The sequence below is a fragment of the Micromonospora sp. WMMD1128 genome, from assembly GCF_027497235.1.
In the GTDB taxonomy this organism is placed as follows: Bacteria; Actinomycetota; Actinomycetes; order Mycobacteriales; family Micromonosporaceae; genus Micromonospora.
The window spans coordinates 2,780,742-2,797,592 of record NZ_CP114902.1 but is presented as its reverse complement, the minus strand read 5'-3'; the positions used below and the strand labels follow the sequence as shown (position 1 = coordinate 2,797,592).

Annotated in this window: 15 protein-coding genes; 3 read left to right on the top strand and 12 right to left on the bottom strand. The window is 74.5% G+C overall.

Annotated features, from left to right (window positions below; translation table 11 throughout):
- Positions 1-29: 29 nt before the first annotated feature.
- The 5 genes from O7602_RS12770 to O7602_RS12750 all read right to left on the bottom strand — a co-directional run bounded on the left by O7602_RS12770 (position 30) and on the right by O7602_RS12750 (position 5,751).
- Positions 30-1,349 (bottom strand): serine hydrolase, encoded by a 1,320-nt coding sequence (locus O7602_RS12770; RefSeq protein WP_281589059.1) that lies wholly within the window; start codon positions 1,347-1,349, stop codon positions 30-32.
- A 101-nt stretch (positions 1,350-1,450) separates the two neighbouring features.
- Positions 1,451-1,870 (bottom strand): protein phosphatase, encoded by a 420-nt coding sequence (locus O7602_RS12765; protein ID WP_281589057.1) that lies wholly within the window; start codon positions 1,868-1,870, stop codon positions 1,451-1,453.
- A gap of 101 nt (positions 1,871-1,971) precedes the next feature.
- A complete protein-coding gene (locus tag O7602_RS12760; protein ID WP_281589055.1) occupies positions 1,972-2,604 on the bottom strand; it encodes a hypothetical protein in 633 nt (210 codons plus the stop codon).
- Positions 2,605-2,617: 13 nt separating this feature from the next.
- Positions 2,618-4,390, bottom strand: a complete 1,773-nt coding sequence (locus tag O7602_RS12755; protein WP_281589054.1) for a DUF4012 domain-containing protein — start codon at positions 4,388-4,390, stop codon at positions 2,618-2,620.
- A gap of 134 nt (positions 4,391-4,524) precedes the next feature.
- A complete protein-coding gene (locus O7602_RS12750) occupies positions 4,525-5,751 on the bottom strand; it encodes a glycosyltransferase family 4 protein (RefSeq protein WP_281589052.1) in 1,227 nt (408 codons plus the stop codon).
- A 144-nt stretch (positions 5,752-5,895) separates the two neighbouring features.
- Here O7602_RS12750 and O7602_RS12745 point away from each other — a divergent pair, with 144 nt between their 5' ends.
- Positions 5,896-6,441, top strand: a complete 546-nt coding sequence (locus O7602_RS12745; RefSeq protein WP_281589050.1) for a low molecular weight phosphatase family protein — start codon at positions 5,896-5,898, stop codon at positions 6,439-6,441.
- Here the strand turns inward: O7602_RS12745 and O7602_RS12740 are convergent.
- Positions 6,422-7,870, bottom strand: coding sequence for a polysaccharide biosynthesis tyrosine autokinase (locus O7602_RS12740; RefSeq protein WP_281589048.1), 1,449 nt, complete (start codon positions 7,868-7,870; stop codon positions 6,422-6,424). The two genes, O7602_RS12745 and O7602_RS12740, sit on opposite strands and share 20 nt — an antisense overlap.
- Positions 7,871-8,056: 186 nt before the next feature.
- On the opposite strand from O7602_RS12740, the gene O7602_RS12735 reads away from it, so the two are divergent.
- Complete coding sequence (locus O7602_RS12735) at positions 8,057-9,910, top strand: nucleoside-diphosphate sugar epimerase/dehydratase (protein ID WP_281589046.1); 1,854 nt, start codon at positions 8,057-8,059, stop codon at positions 9,908-9,910.
- A gap of 158 nt (positions 9,911-10,068) precedes the next feature.
- Positions 10,069-11,370 carry a Na+/H+ antiporter NhaA gene (nhaA, locus tag O7602_RS12730; protein WP_281589045.1) on the top strand — a complete coding sequence of 434 codons (1,302 nt, stop codon included), beginning with the start codon at positions 10,069-10,071 and terminating at the stop codon, positions 11,368-11,370.
- Positions 11,371-11,433: 63 nt separating this feature from the next.
- On the opposite strand, the gene O7602_RS12725 is transcribed toward nhaA, so the two are convergent.
- From O7602_RS12725 to egtA, 6 genes are all read right to left on the bottom strand, one after another.
- Positions 11,434-11,634, bottom strand: coding sequence for a hypothetical protein (locus tag O7602_RS12725; RefSeq protein ID WP_281589044.1), 201 nt, complete (start codon positions 11,632-11,634; stop codon positions 11,434-11,436).
- A gap of 83 nt (positions 11,635-11,717) precedes the next feature.
- On the bottom strand, positions 11,718-12,305 hold the full coding sequence (locus O7602_RS12720) for a TMEM165/GDT1 family protein (RefSeq protein ID WP_281590273.1): 588 nt from the start codon (positions 12,303-12,305) through the stop codon (positions 11,718-11,720).
- A 227-nt stretch (positions 12,306-12,532) separates the two neighbouring features.
- Complete coding sequence (gene egtD, locus O7602_RS12715; RefSeq protein WP_281589043.1) at positions 12,533-13,498, bottom strand: L-histidine N(alpha)-methyltransferase; 966 nt, start codon at positions 13,496-13,498, stop codon at positions 12,533-12,535.
- Positions 13,498-14,280 carry an ergothioneine biosynthesis protein EgtC gene (gene egtC / locus O7602_RS12710; RefSeq protein ID WP_281589041.1) on the bottom strand — a complete coding sequence of 261 codons (783 nt, stop codon included), beginning with the start codon at positions 14,278-14,280 and terminating at the stop codon, positions 13,498-13,500. The genes egtD and egtC overlap by 1 nt, the downstream gene beginning before the upstream one ends.
- A 9-nt stretch (positions 14,281-14,289) precedes the next feature.
- Positions 14,290-15,618 carry an ergothioneine biosynthesis protein EgtB gene (gene egtB / locus O7602_RS12705; RefSeq protein WP_281589039.1) on the bottom strand — a complete coding sequence of 443 codons (1,329 nt, stop codon included), beginning with the start codon at positions 15,616-15,618 and terminating at the stop codon, positions 14,290-14,292.
- A complete protein-coding gene (gene egtA, locus O7602_RS12700; protein WP_281589038.1) occupies positions 15,615-16,850 on the bottom strand; it encodes an ergothioneine biosynthesis glutamate--cysteine ligase EgtA in 1,236 nt (411 codons plus the stop codon). The genes egtB and egtA overlap by 4 nt, the downstream gene beginning before the upstream one ends.
- Position 16,851: the final 1 nt, after the last annotated feature.

Genomic DNA, 16,851 nt, shown 5'->3' with positions numbered 1-16,851 from the left:
CCCGGACCGTGCGCCGGGCCGAGGGCCGGTCAGGCGCGGCGACGGCCGGGCCGGCGGGACCGGCCCCGCCGGGCGGCGAGCACCGCCACCACGCCGCCGACGGCGAGGGCCAGGAGCCCGGCGGCGGGCACGATGAGTTGCCAGTCCCCGTCGGCCATCCGGCGCAGCGCGGTCCCGGCCGGGCCCCGCCACGGCTCGGTCGTGGGGTGGGGGGTGGCGGCGGCCGGGGCGGCCTTCTCCGCCGGCCCCGGCGTCGCGGCCTCCAGCTCGCCCGGTGCGACGAGCCGGCCGACGGAGGCGTCCCGGGGCAGCCCGAACCCCCAGTCGAGCAGCTGCGCGCCCTGCTGCCAGCCGCGTACCGGCCGGGCCTCGGCGCCGAGCAGCGTGACCACCAGCCGCCGGCCGCCACGCTGGGCGGCGCCGACGTAGCTGTGCCGGGCCAGCTCGGTGAAACCGGTCTTGCCGCCGAGCGCCCCCGGATAGCGGTAGATCAACTGGTTCTCGTTCTGGATCTGGAACCCGCCCTTCTTCAGCGCCGGCTGGGCCGGGATCTGGGTCCGCTCGGTCAACGCGTAGCGGCCGAACGTCGGGTCGGCGAAACAGGCCCGGGCGATCAGTGCCAGGTCGTACGCGCTGGTGAACTGCCCCGGACCGTCCAGCCCGGAGGGGGTGACGGCCCGGGTCTGCAACGCGCCCAGCCGACGGGCCTCGGCGTTCATCTCGGCCACCCCGGCCCGGGCGCTGCCGGCGCCCAGCCGGGCCAGCATGTTCGCCGCGTCGTTACCGGACTGGAGCAGCAGGCCCAGCCAGAGCGTCTCGACCGGGTAGCGCCCGCCGACCAGCAGCCCCACGGCCGAGCTGCCCGGTTCGATGTCCAGGTCGGCGCGGGTGGCGACGGCCACCTGCTTCGGGTCGAGCCGACCCAGCATGGTGGCGGCCAGCAGCAGCTTCTGCGTGCTCGCCGGCGTGCCGTACGCGTGCGGGCCGCATCCACCGAGCACGGCGCCGCTGTCCAGGTCGGCGACCAGCCAACTGGTGGCGGTGACCGCCGGCGGCGCCGGACTGCCCGGCGGGGTGACCAGGCCCGGCCCGGCCAGTGCCGCACCGCCCACGACCTGCTGCTCCGGCACCGACGCCGGCGGGATGGGGCGCGGTGGTCGGGACACCTTCGGGGCGGGTAGGCGCGGGCAGGGGGCCGTGGCCGCGGGGGCCGTGGCCGCCGGAGCAGGCGCCGCACTCGCCGCCGGAGCAGGCGCCGCACTCGCCGCCGGAGCGGGCGCAGCCGGAGCGGGCGCCGCGGCGACGAGCAGGGTGACGGCGGGGACGGCGGCCAGGACCCGAGCTCTCACGAAGAGGCACCTTACCGAGCGCGGCCTCCGGGCCGGCGCCTCACCGGGCCGGTGACGCTGCGCCGACACGCCGGCCCCGCGCCGTGGCCGGGCGAGCGGCGTCAGCGGACCCCGCGCAGCCACCACCGCTGCCACGGCGTCTCCACCGCACGCGGGTGGTAGTGGGCGCGCACCCACGCCACCGCCCGGCCGGGGTCGAGCCCGTCCAGGACGGCCAGGGCGGCGAGCGCGGTGCCGGTCCGCCCGACGCCGCCGCGGCAGGCCGCCTCGACCCGCTGGCCCGCGTACGCGCGCCGCCACGCCTCGCGCAGCGCGTCGAGGGCGTCGGCCCGTTCCAGCGGCACCCAGAAGTCGGGCCAGCGGATCCGCCGGGCCGGCCAGGCCGGGTCGGGTGCGGGTGCCAGCACCAGCGCGAAGTCGGCGGGCGAGGCCGGTGCGGCGATCCGACGCCCCCGCACGGTGGCGCCGCCGGGCAGCGTGAGCAGACCGGTCGGGTCCGTCCACGGTGTCGTCGTGTCCACCTCGCCATTCTGGCGCGTACCCCGGACACGCGGGTGCCCGCCGGACCTTCGTCCGGCGGGCACCTCACGGCTCGCCCGGGGTTCGCCCCGGGGCGCCTCGGTCAGCCGAGGCGGCGGCGACGCCAGGCCAGCGAGCCCAGCAGCAGCACCGCGCCGGCCGCGGCCAGGCCGCCACCGAGCTTCAGCGGCGTACCGATGTCGCCGCCCGTGACGGGCAGGTGCCCGCCGTGGTGCGGCGGACGCGGCTTGTGGGTCGGCCGGACCGGAAGGACCGTGCCGGTCGTGCTGGCGGTCCGGCCCGTCGTCTGACCGGTGGCGGTGAAGGTGTAGCGGCCGACGCGGGTCGGCCGGTACGTGACGCGGAAGCTGCCGTTCGCGTCGGCCTGCACGGTGAAGTGCGTCGGCGCCGGCTGCGGCGCGGCACGGTTCGGCGTGTACGCCACCGCGGCCATCGCCACCGTGCTGCCGTCGCTGCGCCGCGCGGTCCCCTCGGCCGGCGCGGCGGCCGGCAGTCCGGTGATGGCGACGTCGATCGACACCGTCTCGTTCGGCCCGAAGCCCGTGCCGACCAGGGTGAAGGTCTCGCCGAGGAAGATGGTCGGGTCGACCAGGGTCAGTGACGGCTGTGCGGGCGGGTAGACCGGTGGCTGCGGCTGTGCCGCCCCGGCCGCGGTCGGCGCAGCCGCGACGGCCAGGCCCACCGTGAGCGCCATGATGATGCGGGATAGCCGCATGATGGTTTCCCTCCTACTGTTCACATCTGGGTGCGTTGACTATCTGGGTGGTCCACGGGGTGACGGTGGGAGTGAGCACCAGCTCGGCCGTGCCCGAGCCGTTCTGGCCGGTGAGCAGCGTGACGTCGAGCGCCCGGGTCTGCCCCGGCCCCACCTCCACGTTCGCGAGCGCGACCTGGCGGCGGCCGTCGGTTCCGCTGCCCATCGCGATGTCCTTGCCGTCCAGCCGGCCGGTCAGGATCGCGCCTCCGCTCGGCGTGTGTACCGAGACGAAGGTCCGGGCGGTGTACTTGTCGCCGGACAGGGCGAGCCCCGTGACCGACTTGGTCAGGCCCGACCGCGGGGCGGTGGAGCGCACCGTGACCCGCAACCGCTGTTCGCGGCGTCCGTCCGGCTGGCATTCGCCGACCGTCAGGGTGGCCGAGAACCTGAGGTAGTAGCCGAGCTTCGCGCCGCTGCCGTCGTTGAGGAACACGCCGACCGTCGGCACCGTGTCCTTCTCCGGAAGCTGTCCGGCCAGCCGGCTGCCGGCCAGTACGCGCTGCTCCTCGGATCGGACACTCCAGAACAATATCCGACGTTCGCGTATTGAGCGGTCGATAACGGATAAAAGCCTTTTTGGGTCGACCGTTCTGGTGAACAGCGCGTCGAACACGCCCGAGGTGGCCCGCGCGTAGAGGTCGTCCTGTCCCCGCACGTCCAGGTCCCGGTACGAGTCGCTGAGCAGCGTGCGCACGGCGGTGCTCCCGGTCAGCTCCGGCCCGTCCGGCACGGCCACCGGGCCGATGGCGGCGAGCAGGTACGACAGCATCACCGGGTCCACCGCCATCACGCCGTCCACCGCGGTACCGGTGCGGCGGCGCACCATCTCGCGGTAGAGCGCGGCGGCGGCCGGGAAGTCCGGGCTGAGGTTGACGTCCGCCGGGAACATTCCCGGCAGGTCGGACCAGAGTCGGCGCGTCTCCGGGGACACCGTGAGCGGCGGATCGAAGGACCGGAGGTCCGTCGCGGAGCCCTGCCCCGCCAGCCGGATCCGGCCGTCGTCGGCGCGCAGCACGGCGTACGCGCCGAACATGCCACCGGTGGCGCGCAGCTCGGCCGGATTCTGCGACACGACCAGATAGCTGCGCGGCCCGTCGGCGCCGAGCAGCGGCGGCAGCAACCGGACGCCCCGGTCGGCGGCCGAGGTCAGGCCACCCAACCGGTCCAGTTCCTCGCGCAGAGCGGCGACCGCGTCCCGCACCTGGGCCACCAGGCCACCGGTCGGCACCGCCCGCAGGCGGTCCGCGGTCTGCCGGACCGCCCGGTCGGCGGCGGACACCTCGGCCGAGACCGCGCGCAGGCGGCCCAGGTCGAGCCGTCCCTGTTTCGGCACGAACGAGGTGAGGTCCAGCCGGAGCAGGGCGGGAAAGGCGAGCCGGGCCAGGTCGTCCACCGCCACCGAGATCTGCCGAACCGCGGTCAGGTCGTCCCCGGCGTACGGGGCCCACTGGCCGAGCCGCCAGAGCGCGCCGCCGGTCGCCCCGCGGGCCGCGGTGGCCTGCTCCTGCAACGCGGACAGGGTCCGCTGGGCCCGCGCCACGTCGCCGGCCAGCACCTGGGAGCTGAGGTCCTTGGCCAACCCGGCCGCGTTCACCAGGTGCGCGCGGGCCTGCCAGCCCCGGAACGTGACCCAACCGCCCACGCTCAGCAGCACCGAGGTGACGACGAGCCCGACGAGCAGGATCCGGCGGATCCGCGCCCGACGGCGTCGCCGGGCGCGTCCCCGCCCTCGTCGGCGAGGCAAGACACCGGCTTGCGTCACACCACTCTCCCCACACGCGAATCGGGCGTTGAGCACGTTTGACTGCTTTGTAGCAGGAAAAAGAGGGCGTTTGTCGGTTTTTAGGGTATGAGTCAACTAGACGGTTTCCGCGAGTTTTATTCGTTCCGTCCCGGTCGGACGGCGACCTCGCGCAGGAGGCCCTCGATCCGCTCGACGCCGGCCCGCAGCGACATCTGTCGCAGGTAGGCATCCCGGCCCCGGCGGCCCATGTCAGCCCGGGCGGCCGGCGGGATCGCGGCGGCCAGCCAGAACCGGTCGGCGAGCGCGGTCCAGTCCCCGGGCGGGCAGGACAACCCGGCGCGGGCCCGCTCCACCAGCTCCGCCGTGTCGCCGCCGGCCGAGACGACCACCGGGGCGGCGCAGGAGAGCGCGGCCTGCAACTTGCCCGGCACGGTGCCACGCAACTCCGGCAGGTCGCGCTGCATGACCAACTGGTAGTCCGCAGCCGCGTACAGCTGCGGCATGTCCGCCGCCGAGCGCCGCTCGACGAACCGGACGTTGTCGGCGCCGAGTTCGGTGGCGAGCCCCCGCACCCGCCCTTCCTCGCTGCCCGAGCCGACCAGGACCAGGTCCGTCCGGTCACCGAGCGCCGCCGCCGCGCGCACGGCGGTCTCCAGGCCCTGCCGTACGCCGATGGTGCCGGCATGCATCACCACGCACCTGCCGTCCCGGCGGACCAGCCGCCGGGCCACCGGGCCGGGTTCGGCGGGGCGGAACAGGCGCTCGTCGGTCCAGTTGAGCACCGTGCGCACCCGGTCCGGCCGGGCCCCACCGGCGAGCACCAGGTCCCGCATCGACGGCGCGCTGACCGCGACCACGCCCGCCTCCTGGTACAGCCGGCGCAGACCGGCGTCCAACCGCCGCGTCCACCCGCCCGGCCCGCCGGGCCGGGCCGGGTCCTCCTCCGTCCACACGTCCTGCACGTGCAGCACCGTCGGCACCCGGCCCAGCAGCCGGAGCAGTCCGGCCGCGGCGAAGGTCACCGCGGGGAGCTGGAAGACGTACAGCGCGTCCAGGTCTCTCAGGTAGCGCCGGCCGACGAGCGCCGCGCTGCCGGCGAAGGAGAGCCAGCCGGCCGCACGCGCCCCGGGTGAGGCGTCGCCACCGGCGTACCGGGGCACCCGGCGGACGGTCAGCCGCTCGCTGTGCGTCTGGTGCCGCCACCGCTGCCGCCAGCCCGGGTAGACCTGGCCACCGGGATAGTCCGGAAAGCCGGTCAGCACCCGCACCTCGTGACCACGGGCGGCCAGTTCCTCGGCGAGACTGCCCGGGATGAACGCCGGCTCCGGCGGAAAGTGGTAGGACAGGATGCCGATTCTCATGCTCACGCCCCCGGCGCGGCCCGCCGGGCCGTCGGCGTCCGCGCCGCGTACGATGCCGACAACCCCTCTCCGACCGGCTGCGACCGCCGGCCGTACGCCGTCGCGGCACCGTTGCCGGCCGCCGCGCCGACCAGAGGGGTACGAATGCGCGACGGGTTGCTCTTCGTGTGCCAGGCCAACATGTGCCGGTCGCCGATGGCCGAGTTCATCGCCCGCCGACTGCTGGCCGACCTCCCGGTGGTGGCCGCCAGCGCCGGCACCGACGCGGTCGACGGCGGTGGCATGCACCCGTACGCCGTCGAGGTGACCGGCGCGGACGTCGCCGCGTTCCGCACCCGCCGGTTGCGCCCGGAGCACCTGACCGCTGCCGCGCTGGTGCTGACCGCGACCCGACAGCAGCGTTCGGCCTGCACCGCGCTGGCGCCGGCCGCGCTGGGCCGCACGTTCACGCTGCGCCAGTTCGCCCGGCTCGCCGCCGCGGCGGCGCCCGCCCGCGCGGACGGGGACACCCCGCTGCGGGCGGCCGTGGCTGCGGCCGTCCGCGCCCGGGGGCGGCTGCAACCTGCCGCCCCCGGCGCGGACGACCTGCGGGACCCGATCGGAGGGTCGCCGGCCGACTTCCGGCGCTGCGCCGAGGAGATCGAACGGTCGATCCGGCCCGTGCTCACGCTCATCGCGACAGCCGGGTGAGTTCCTGCGTCCGGTCGCCCCTGGGCTCCTGCGCATCCCGCCGGGTCGCCCCGGCCCGGTCGGTCGGCACCGGCGGCGCGGGCACGACCACCTTGTACGTCTCGTACTGGTAGGCGTCCGCCTTGCCCACCTTGGACATGTTGAGCACGCAGCCGAGCAGGCGCACCGACACCGAACTGAGGGCCCGGGCCGCGGCCGCCACCTGGCTGCGCGAGGTCCGCCCCTGCTGGGTGACGAGGAGCGCGCCGTCGGCCTGCACCGCCACCACCACGCCGTCGGTGACCGCCAACAGCGGCGCGGTGTCGATGATCACGATGTCCGCCGACTCGCGCAGCGCCACCAGCAGGTCCGCCATCGCCTTGGACCCGAGCAGTTCGCTGGGGTTCGGCGGGGTGGCGCCGCTGGGCAGCACCAGCAGGGACTTCTCGCCCCACCGCTGCACCACGTCACCGACCTGGACGTCGCCGACCAGCACGTCGGTGAGGCCGACCCCGCCGTCGAGCCCGAGATAGTCGGCGGCCTTGGGGCGGCGCAGGTCGGCGTCGATGAGCAGGACCCGCCAGCCCGCCTCGGCCAGCGCGATGGCCGTGTTGCACGCCATCGTGGTCTTCCCCTCGCCCTGGAGCGCGCTGGTGACCGCGATGACTCGGGCCGGCTCGTGCACGTCCACGAAGCGCAGGTTGGTCCGCAGCTTGCGGACCGCCTCGGCGCGCGCCGAGGTGGCCGCCTCACCGACGATCAGCGGCGCCATCCGCGCGGACGGCTCGAACGGGATCTCACCCAGCAGCGGGCTGCCGGTCACCCGCTGGAGCGCGGCGGCGTCCCGCATCCGGACGTCGGCCAGGCCACGCAGCACCGCCAGCGCGGCACCCGCCAGCAGGCCGAGCAGCCCGCCCAGGATCAGGTTGCGCACGGGTTTGGGCGAGACCGGGCTGGACGTCACCCGCGGTCCGCTCACCACCTCGATCTTGATCGGTGACGGCTCGTTGTCCCCCGGGGTCTCCACCTTCTTGACCAGGTCGGTGAACTTGGCCGAGAGCGCCTCGATGGTCTTGAGCGCCCGGTTCTGGTCGGTGTCGGTGACGGTGGCGGTGAGCAGCACGGTGTCCGGCTTGGTGGAGGTGGCGATCCGGCCGCGGACCTGGTCCGCGGTGAGCCCGAGCGGGGCGTCGGCGACCACGCTCTGCGCCAGCCGGTCACTGGTGAGCAGGTCGGCGTAGGACTTCACCCGTTGCTGGAGGAAGAGGCTGCCCTGGTAGGCGGCGGTGACGCCCTGGCTCGGCGTGTTGACGAAGAACGTCACCGAGGCTTGGTAACGGGGCGTGGTGCGGACCGTCACCAGGGCGGCGCCGCCCACGGTCAGCATCACCGTGACCAGGACGATCCACCAGTGGCGTCGGACCAGGCGCAGGTAGCCGAAGACATCCATCAGGCTCCCCCTCGCGACACGCCGGTCTGCCGATGAAACTGCACGAAAGCCCCCTAAAAGCCCCAGTAGCCATGCCAGGATCGAATCACCCATTCACCGCCTGAGGTGACCGGATGAATATAAACGACCAGACATGCACCGAGTACGTAAATCAGCCCATTACGGATGGACTACAGAGGGCAACCCATGGATCGTGAAGCCACCGGCGACGAATACGCCGCGCGACCCCGCAGCCGAACCACCCACCGCGCCGCCACCCTCTCCCTGTTAACGCTCGATACGGCCGCGTGGTGCGGCGGATTCTTCGGCGCCGCCTGGACCCGGTACGAGTTCGAGCTGACCGGCGCCCGCAGCGCCCGCACCCTCGGCGTGGCGCTCGCCTGCGCCGCGCTCTACGCGTTCCTCACCTTCCTGCGGTCCCGCGTCTACGGCCGCTACCCGATCGGCAGCGCCGGCGACGCCCGCGGGCTGGCCGCCACCGTCGGGATCGCCGCCGTCGTCACCCTCGCCGCCGTGCTCCCCTGGACCCAGCGGCCGGTCCCGGCGACCACGCCACTTGTCGGCGGCGCCGTCGCGCTCGTCGTGATGGCGGCCGGCCGCGGACTGTGGCGGGCGCACGCCGACCGGCGCCACCCGGCCCCACGGAACGCCGACCGGTGCCTGGTCTACGGCGTGGACGAGGCCAGCGAACGACTGGTGCGGGCCCTGCTGCACGACCCGGACAGCAACTACCGGCCGGTGGGCCTGCTCGACGACGCCCCGGACAGCCGCGGCCTCCGACTGGAAGGGCTCCGCGTGCTGGGCGGACGGGAACAGCTCGGCACCGTGATCCGCGCCACCGGCGCCCGTACCGTCATCTTCTCGATGAGCGGCTCGGACCCACGGCTGCTGCGCGACGTGCGTGCCCGCACGCTGGAGGCCGGGGCCGCGTTCAAGGTCCTGCCCCCGGTGCGCGAGCTGCTCGACCGTCCGGTCGCCGCCACCGACGTACGCGACCTCCAGCTCACCGACCTGCTCGGCCGCGCCCACCGGGTGGCCGAGCTGACCGTCGAACGCGGCGGGCTGGCCGGGCGCCGGGTGCTCGTCACCGGCGCGGGCGGCTCGATCGGCTCGGAGCTGTGCCGGCAGATCGCCAGGTGCGAGCCGGACGAGCTGATGATGCTCGACCGGGACGAGTCGGCGCTGCACGCGCTCCAGATGTCGCTGCACGGCCGGGCGCTGCTGGACGGCCCCGAACTGATCCTGGCCGACATCCGCGACGCCGAGGGCATCGCCCGGGTCATCGCCGACCGGCAGCCCGACGTGGTGTTCCACGCGGCCGCGCTGAAGCACCTGACCATGCTCCAGCGGCACCCCGGCGAGGCCATCCAGACCAACATCCGGGGCACCCTCAACGTGCTGGAGGCATGCCGGGACGTGGCCGAGTTCGTCAACATCTCCACCGACAAGGCGGCCAACCCGACGAGCGTGCTCGGCTACACCAAGCGGATCACCGAACGGCTCACCGCCCACCAGGCGCAGCGGCTGGGCGGCACCTACCTCAGCGTGCGGTTCGGCAACGTGCTCAGCAGCCGCGGCTCGGTGCTCACCGCGTTCCAGGCGCAGATCCGCGCCGGCGTGCCGATCACCGTCACCCACCCGGACGTCACCCGCTACTTCATGACCGTGCAGGAGGCCGTGCACCTGGTCCTCCAGGCCGCCACGATCGGTCGCGGCGGCGAGGCGCTGGTGCTCGACATGGGTGAGCCGATCCGGATCGCCGACGTGGCACGCCGGCTCGCCGCCGAGGCCGACCACCCGGTGGACATCGTCTACACCGGGCTGCGGCCGGGCGAGAAGCTGCACGAGCACCTCTTCGGCGCCGACGAGTCGGACACCCGCCCGCTGCACCCGCTGATCTCCCACGTCCCGGTGCCCCCGCTCGACCCGGAGGAGGTGCGCGGGCTGGACCCGCACGCCGACCCGGACGAGCTGATCAAGCGGTTGGCGGTGTTCTGCGAGAGCGGCGCCTCCCTGCCGGCGTTGCCCGGCCAACGGTGAGCCGCCGGCCGGTGGCACCGCCACGCCCCGATGATGAGAGGTGCGTCCCACCGGCTCCGCTCGCCGCCGCCGGGAGCAGCCGGTACGGTTGATCTCGGTGTGCCGGGAAGCCTGGTCGGCGTCCACGTCGTCGACCCCTGCTCCCGAACGGATGCCGCATGCCCCAGCACACCCCGCCCCCGATCCGCCTGCTGTCCCGCCGCTCCTGGCCGGAGGCCCGCTTCCTGGCCGACGTGCTGCGCACCGAAACGGTCGGCGGCGGGTTGCTGCTGCTCGGCGCGGTCCTCGGCCTGATCTGGGCCAACTCGCCGTGGCGCTCGGCGTACGCGGAGCTGGGCCGCCTGGTGCCCTGGCCCGGCGGCGAGCCGCTGCACCTCGACCTCAGCCTCGGCACCTGGGCCGCCGACGGGCTGCTGGCGATCTTCTTCTTCGTGGTCGGCCTCGAACTCAAGCGCGAGTTCGTCGCCGGTGACCTGCGCGACCCCCGACGGGCCGCGTTGCCGGTGGTGGCCGCGCTCGGCGGCATGGTGGCGCCGGCGCTGATCTACCTGGCGGTCACCGCGGGCGCCGGCGGCTCCGGACTACGCGGCTGGGCGATCCCCACCGCCACCGACATCGCCTTCGCGCTCGCCGTGCTCGCCGTCGTCAGCTCGCACCTGCCGCAGGGGCTACGGGCCTTCCTGCTCACCCTGGCGGTGGTCGACGACCTCTTCGCCATCACCGTCATCGCGGTGTTCTACACCGCCGACTTCCACCCCCTGCCGCTGCTCGGCGCGCTCCTGCCGATCGCCGTGTTCGCGCTGCTGGTGCAGCGGCGGCGCACGTGGTGGTGGGCGCTGATCCCGCTCGCGGTGACCGCCTGGGCACTCGTGCACGCCTCCGGGGTGCACGCCACGGTCGCCGGCGTGCTGCTCGGCTTCACCGTGCCGGTGCTCCGCAACCGCCGGGGCGAGCCCGGACTCGCCGAGCGGCTGGAGCACCGCTGGCGGCCGATCTCCGCCGGCCTCGCCGTACCGGTGTTCGCGTTCTTCGCCGCCGGCGTGACCCTCGTCGGCGTGGACCTGGGCGACGTCCTCACCAGCCCGGTGGTGCTCGCCGTGACCGCCGGGCTCGTGCTGGGCAAGGTCGTCGGCGTGTTCGGGTCGGCGTACCTGCTCGCCCGGTTCACCCGGGCCGAGCTGGACGACGAGATCACCTGGACGGACCTGCTCGGCTTGGCGCTGCTGGCCGGCATCGGCTTCACGGTGTCGTTGCTCATCGGCGAGCTGGCGTTCGGCGCGGGCAGCCCGGAGGAGGACGGCGTCAAGGTGGCGGTGCTGCTCGGCTCGCTGATCTCCGCCGTCCTGGCCGCGGCGGTGCTGATCCGCCGCAACCGGGTCTACCGGCGGATCAGTGAGCGGGAGAGCCGGGACGCCGACGGCGACGGCATCCCGGACGTCTACCAGGAGCGGCCGGCCTGACCTGCGTGACGCCGGCCGCCGTCCCCCGGGCTTCGGGGCACGACGGCCGGCGTCACGGGCGGTTCAGCGCCGCCCGGCGCGACGGGCCCCGTCGCCGTCCTCGGTCTCCTCCAACGCGTCGGTAACCGGCTCGGTCAGGTCGTCCCCCGGCACCGCGACCTGCTCGGCGCGGTCCTGCTCGTCCGCACGACCGCCGGCCGGCGGCTCCGGCGCCGTGGCGCCCCCGGCGAAGCCGTACTCGTTGGGCTCGTCATGCCTGCTCATGCGCGGAACCTCCCGGTCGTCCGATCTTCACATCACCACGGGTACTTACCCACCGAGGTCGTTCCCGATCATCCGAGCCGGAATCAGCTCAACTCCCGGATCGCCTCGAAGATCAGCCAGAGACCGCAGATGGCGAAGAGCACGGCCGCGCCGTAGCGGATGGCCCGCTCCGGCAGGTGCCGGCCGAGCATCCGGCCGACCAGGATCGCCAGCGCGTCCGCCGCGACCATGCCGAGCGTCGAGCCGAGCCAGGTGCCGAACCAGCCGTACTTGGTGGCGAGCGTGATTGTCGCGAGCATGGTCTTGTCGCCCAACTCGGCCAGGAAGAACGCGACACCGACCGCGACGATCGCCGACCTGGTGCTGCGTTCGGCCTTGCGCTTCTCCTCCTCGGTCAGCTTGTCGCCGCGGAGCGTCCAGGCGCCGAAGCCGAGGAACGCCAGGCCGGCGATGAGCGAGATCCAGCCCGTGGGCAGGGCCGCGTTGAGGCCGACCCCGATGGCCACCGAGGCCAGGTGGACGACGGCGGTGGCGACGGTGATGCCGATGAGCACCGGCACCGGGCGAAAGCGCGTGGCGAACGTCAGGGCCATGAGCTGGGACTTGTCCCCCAGCTCGGCGACGAAGATGACGCCGAAGCTGACCACCAGCGCGACGAGGAAACCCTCCATGTGAACCTTCCCGATCAAGCCGGGAGGAGAGACAGGGGTGCCCTCGACCCGGCTGCGACAGCCTGGTCGAAGGTCTCGCCCGCCCCGGGGACCGGGGCCGCGTGGCCGGGTGCGGAACGCACCAGTGTGTCGACCACGACATTGGGGGCTACTCCCCTTCGCGCCGGCCAGCCTAGCCGATCACCGCCGCCCGCGGTCGCCCGGTGTGGCCGGAACCACGGCCGCGGTCACTCGGCTCGGGCCAGGCTCACCCCGAACAGCCCGGCCGGGTCGGTCCAGAACGCCTGCCGCGCGAAGCCCGCCCCGGCCAGCTCCGCCGCGATCCCCGCCGGCCGGAACTTGGCCGACACCTCGGTGCGCAGCTCCTCACCGGCGGCGAACGCGACGTCGAGGTCGAGCACCCGGGCCCGGGTCGGGCGCTCGGCGCGCAGCCGCATCTCGATCCACTCCCGTGCCGGGTCCCAGACCGCCACGTGGCGGAATGCCGACAGGTCGAAATCCGCGCCCAACTCCCGGTTGATCACCCGCAGCACGTTGCGGTTGAACTCGGCGGTCACCCCGGCCGCGTCGTCGTAGGCGGGCACGATCACGCCTGGGTCCTTCACCAGGTCCGTGCCGATCAGCAGCCAGTCACCGGGCTCCAGCGCCGCGCGCGTCGCGGCCAGGAACCCGGCCCGCTCCCCCGGCAGCAGGTTGCCGATGGTGCCGCCGAGGAACGCCACCAGGCGCCGGCCGCCGGTGGGCAGCCGGTCCAGGTGCCGGGTGAAGTCACCCACGATCCCCCGCACCCGCAGCCCCGGGTACGCGACGGCGATCCGCTCGGTGGAGGAGCGCAACGCGCTGACCGAGACGTCGAGCGGCACGAACGTGCCCAGGTCGCCGTGGCGGGTGAACGCGTCCAGCAGCAGCCGGGTCTTGTCCGAGGAGCCCGACCCCAGCTCGATCAACGTCTTCGCACCAGTCATCGCCGCGACGTCGTCGGCGTGCGCCGCCAGCACCGCCCGCTCGGCCCGGGTCGGATAATATTCCGGCAGGCGGGTGATCTCCTCGAACAGCTCGCTGCCCCGGGCGTCGTAGAACCACTTCGGCGGCAGCCACTTCGGCGCCGCGGTCAGCCCGACCCGTACGTCCTCCCGCAACGCACGGTCGAGGTCCTGCTCCTCCAGGTGGATCTCCAACGGCTCCGCGTTCATCAGGCGTCCTCTCTGCTCCCGGTCGATACGGATAGCTCGGCGGCGGTCAACTCCCGGATGTCCAGCCCGGTCGCGGTGGCCAGCACCAGACGCCCGTCGGGCACCGCCCGCCAACCGGGGTCGTCGTCGAACGGTTCGGAGGCCAGCAGCACCGAACCCGGGCCGCGCCGCACCGACAGCCCGTGCCCGGCCACGCTGGCCGCCACCGTGGCCCCGTCGGTGAGCAGCAGGTTCAGCCGCGAGCCGGGCGCCGCCGCGGCCACCGCCGTGACCGTGTCGGCCACCGCCTCGCCGAGCCCCGCGCCGGCCCGCAGCCGGTGCCGCACCAACGCCCAGACCAACGCCGCGTCGGTCGGCACGTCCAGGGTGAGCAGGTCGCGTACGGGCAGGTCGGCGGCGAGCGGGACGAGGCTGTCCGGCCAGCCCCGGACCACGCCGTTGTGGCTGAACAACCAGCGCCCCTCCGCGAACGGCGCGGCGGCGGTCTCGTGCAGCGGCATGCCGACCGTCGCCGAGCGGACGGCGGCCAGCACCGCCCCGGCGGACGTGACCGCGGCCAGCTCCGGCAACGTGGTGTCGCTCCACATCGGCTGGGCCCGCCGGTAGCGGACCGGGTCGGCGCCGTCCGGATACCAGCCGACGCCGAATCCGTCGGCGTTGATGGTGCCGCCGCCACGCATGTCGCGCGGCGCCCACGACTGCCGCAGCAGCCCGTACGGCGGGTCGTGCAGCAGGCTCCGCAGGGTGACCGGCGGGCCGAGGTACGCGAGGTGACGACACATCGGGGCGCGTCACTCCCCGGGATCGGCGTCGCGGGCGCAGCGGAAGCCGCTGAAGATCTGCCGCCGGATCGGGTAGTCCCAGTTGCGGAACGTGCCCCGGCAGGCCGACCGGTCGGTGCCGAACGAGCCGCCCCGCAGCACCCGGTGGTCGTCGCCGAAGAAGACCTCCGAGTATTCCCGGTAGGGGAACGCGGTGAAGCCGGGATGGCCGCGGAACGGGCTGGCGGTCCACTCCCAGACGTCGCCGACGAGCTGGTGCACACCGAGCGGTGAGGCGCCCCGCGGGTACGCGCCCACCGGCGCCGGCCACAGGTGCCGCTGCCCGAGGTTCGCGTGCGCGACGCCGGGGTCCTCGTCGCCCCACGGATAGCGGCGGGAACGGCCGGTCGCCGGGTCCCAGCGGGCCGCCTTCTCCCACTCCGCCTCGGTGGGCAGTCGCTTGCCGGCCCAGGCCGCGTACGCCTGCGCCTCGTACCAGCAGACGTGCACCACCGGCTCGTCGTCGCGCACCGCGGACCAGCGGCCGAACCGGCGGTAGGCCCAGTCGTCGCCGTCGCGCCGCCAGTGCAGCGGCGCGCTCAGGCCGGCCTCGACCCGGTGCCGCCAGCCGGCCTCGCTCCACAGGCGCGGCTCGTCGTAGCCACCGTCGGCGATGAACGCGCGGTAGTCGCCGTTCGTCACGGGCGTCGCGTCGATGCGGTACGCCGGCAGGTCGACGGTGTGCGCCGGACGCTCGTTGTCGAGCGCCCACGGATCGGTGGAGGTGCCCATGGTGAACGGCCCGGCCGGCACCAGCACCTCGCCGCCGACGCGCACCCGGGGCTCGGGCGGGGGCGGGGCGGGGAGCACCGGAGCCCCGGCGCGCAACTGGTGGGTGGCGAGCATGGTCTCGTCGTGCTGCTGCTCGTGCTGCACGATCATGCCGAACGCGAAGCCGTCCTCGACCAGCCTGCGGTCGGTGAAGCGGATCCCGTCCAGCAGGTCGTAGACCTTGTCCCGCACCGTGCGCACGTAGGCGCGGGCCTCCGCCGGGGGCAGCAGCGGCAGCGACGGCCGGTCCTTGCGGGGCTGTTTGAAGGCGTCGTAGAGGTCGTCGATGTCGCGACGCACCGGCTCCCGCCCGCCCACGTCGCGCACCAGCCACAGCTCCTCCTGGTTGCCGACGTGCGCCAGATCCCAGACCAGTGGTGACATCAGGGTCGAGTGCTGCCGGACCAGGTCGTCGTCGTCCACCGCGTCGGTCAGCGACGCGGTACGGGCGCGGGTGCGCTCCAGCTCGGCCGCGATCCGGGCGCGCAGCCGCTCGGCGTCGGCACCCGGCCGCTCGATGGTGGTCACCGGTGTCCCCTCTCCGCGGCGGCACGTCGCCGCCGGATCGCTCGCTGGGTCTGGTCGTGGCGACCGGCCGGCAGGCCCAGCCCGGGCAGGGCAGCCAGCGCCAGGTCGAACAGGGTCGCCGCGGTGGTCGCCAGCGGACGGTCGGCCAGCCCGTGCCGGGCCGCCGTGGGCCAGCGGTCGGCGACCGGCGCGGCGGCGGCCAGGGCGTCACGGGTGGTCGACGGGTCGGCGAAGAGCGCGGCCAGCACCGCCACCGGCACGGTCCACTCCCGGCCCGGCTGGGCGTCCAGATAGCGCAGTTCCAGGTAGCCGCGCGGGCGGACCGGCGGAAACAGCGTGCTGACGTGGTATTCCAGGTCGTCGGTGGTGGGCGGGCGGGGCAGCGCCCCGGCCAGCCAGTCGGCGAAGGTCACGCCCTCCGGCGGGGTCCAGTCGGGGCCGTCGCCGCGTACGCAGAGCAGTGGCGCGGCGAGCGCGTAGCCGGCCCAGGCCGCCGCCGGGTCCCGGTCGGCCCGACCCGGCGACCACACCGGGCGGGTCCGCGCCGGCTCGATGGCCAGCCAGGCGGCCATCCGGGCGGACGCCCAACCGGTCCGCCGGCCCGCGTGCCGGTCGGCGGTGGCGAAGGCGGCCAGCAGCGGCGGGCCGACGGCGTGCGCGGCGGCCCACCGCTGCGCCACCTGGTCCGGCTCACCGGCGTCGAGACAGACCTGGAGCCCGGCCGTGCTGTACATCATCGTCCGGCCGGCCGGGCCGTGCCGGTCGAAGACGCCGCGCATGGCGCGGTAGCGGGGGGTTTCCACCACCGGTCGCGGCGGTCGCCACCGGTCCATCCCGGAGAGGCCCAGCACGAGGCCGGCGGTGTCGAGCAGGGCCCGCAGCTCGGCGAGATCGACCTCGGTGGCCGCGAGGAGCGCGGCGACCGAGGGTCGCGGCGGGGTCGAGATCTCCACCTGCCCGCCGGGCTCCACGGTCACGGCGCTGCCGTGCCGGAGCTCGTCGCCCGGGCTGGTGGGGTCGAGGGTGACGGGGCAGTGCCGCCCCAACGCCTCGCGCAGTCGCTCGCGGTCGACCGGACGGGTCGGGTCCGCGGCGTCGTGCACCGTCCACTCCAGTTCGACGCCGGTGAGCGTGGGTGGACCGGTCTTGAAGCAGATCCGGGCCAGGTGCCCGCGGGCCGCGGCCTCGTCCCCCAGGACGGTGCCCTGATCCAGCTCGGGCGACATCACCACG

Bases quoted from the DNA above. Each gene is read 5' to 3' on its own strand.
- O7602_RS12745 (WP_281589050.1), top strand. From the start codon at position 5,896: ATGCGCGACGGGTTGCTCTTCGTGTGCCAGGCCAACATGTGCCGGTCG.
- O7602_RS12735 (WP_281589046.1), top strand. From the start codon at position 8,057: ATGGATCGTGAAGCCACCGGCGACGAATACGCCGCGCGACCCCGCAGC.
- egtD (WP_281589043.1), bottom strand. From the start codon at position 13,498: ATGAACGCGGAGCCGTTGGAGATCCACCTGGAGGAGCAGGACCTCGAC.
- O7602_RS12725 (WP_281589044.1), bottom strand. From the start codon at position 11,634: ATGAGCAGGCATGACGAGCCCAACGAGTACGGCTTCGCCGGGGGCGCC.
- nhaA (WP_281589045.1), top strand. From the start codon at position 10,069: ATGCCCCAGCACACCCCGCCCCCGATCCGCCTGCTGTCCCGCCGCTCC.
- O7602_RS12720 (WP_281590273.1), bottom strand. From the start codon at position 12,305: ATGGAGGGTTTCCTCGTCGCGCTGGTGGTCAGCTTCGGCGTCATCTTC.
- O7602_RS12760 (WP_281589055.1), bottom strand. From the start codon at position 2,604: ATGCGGCTATCCCGCATCATCATGGCGCTCACGGTGGGCCTGGCCGTC.
- O7602_RS12740 (WP_281589048.1), bottom strand. From the start codon at position 7,870: ATGGATGTCTTCGGCTACCTGCGCCTGGTCCGACGCCACTGGTGGATC.
- O7602_RS12750 (WP_281589052.1), bottom strand. From the start codon at position 5,751: ATGAGAATCGGCATCCTGTCCTACCACTTTCCGCCGGAGCCGGCGTTC.
- egtC (WP_281589041.1), bottom strand. From the start codon at position 14,280: ATGTGTCGTCACCTCGCGTACCTCGGCCCGCCGGTCACCCTGCGGAGC.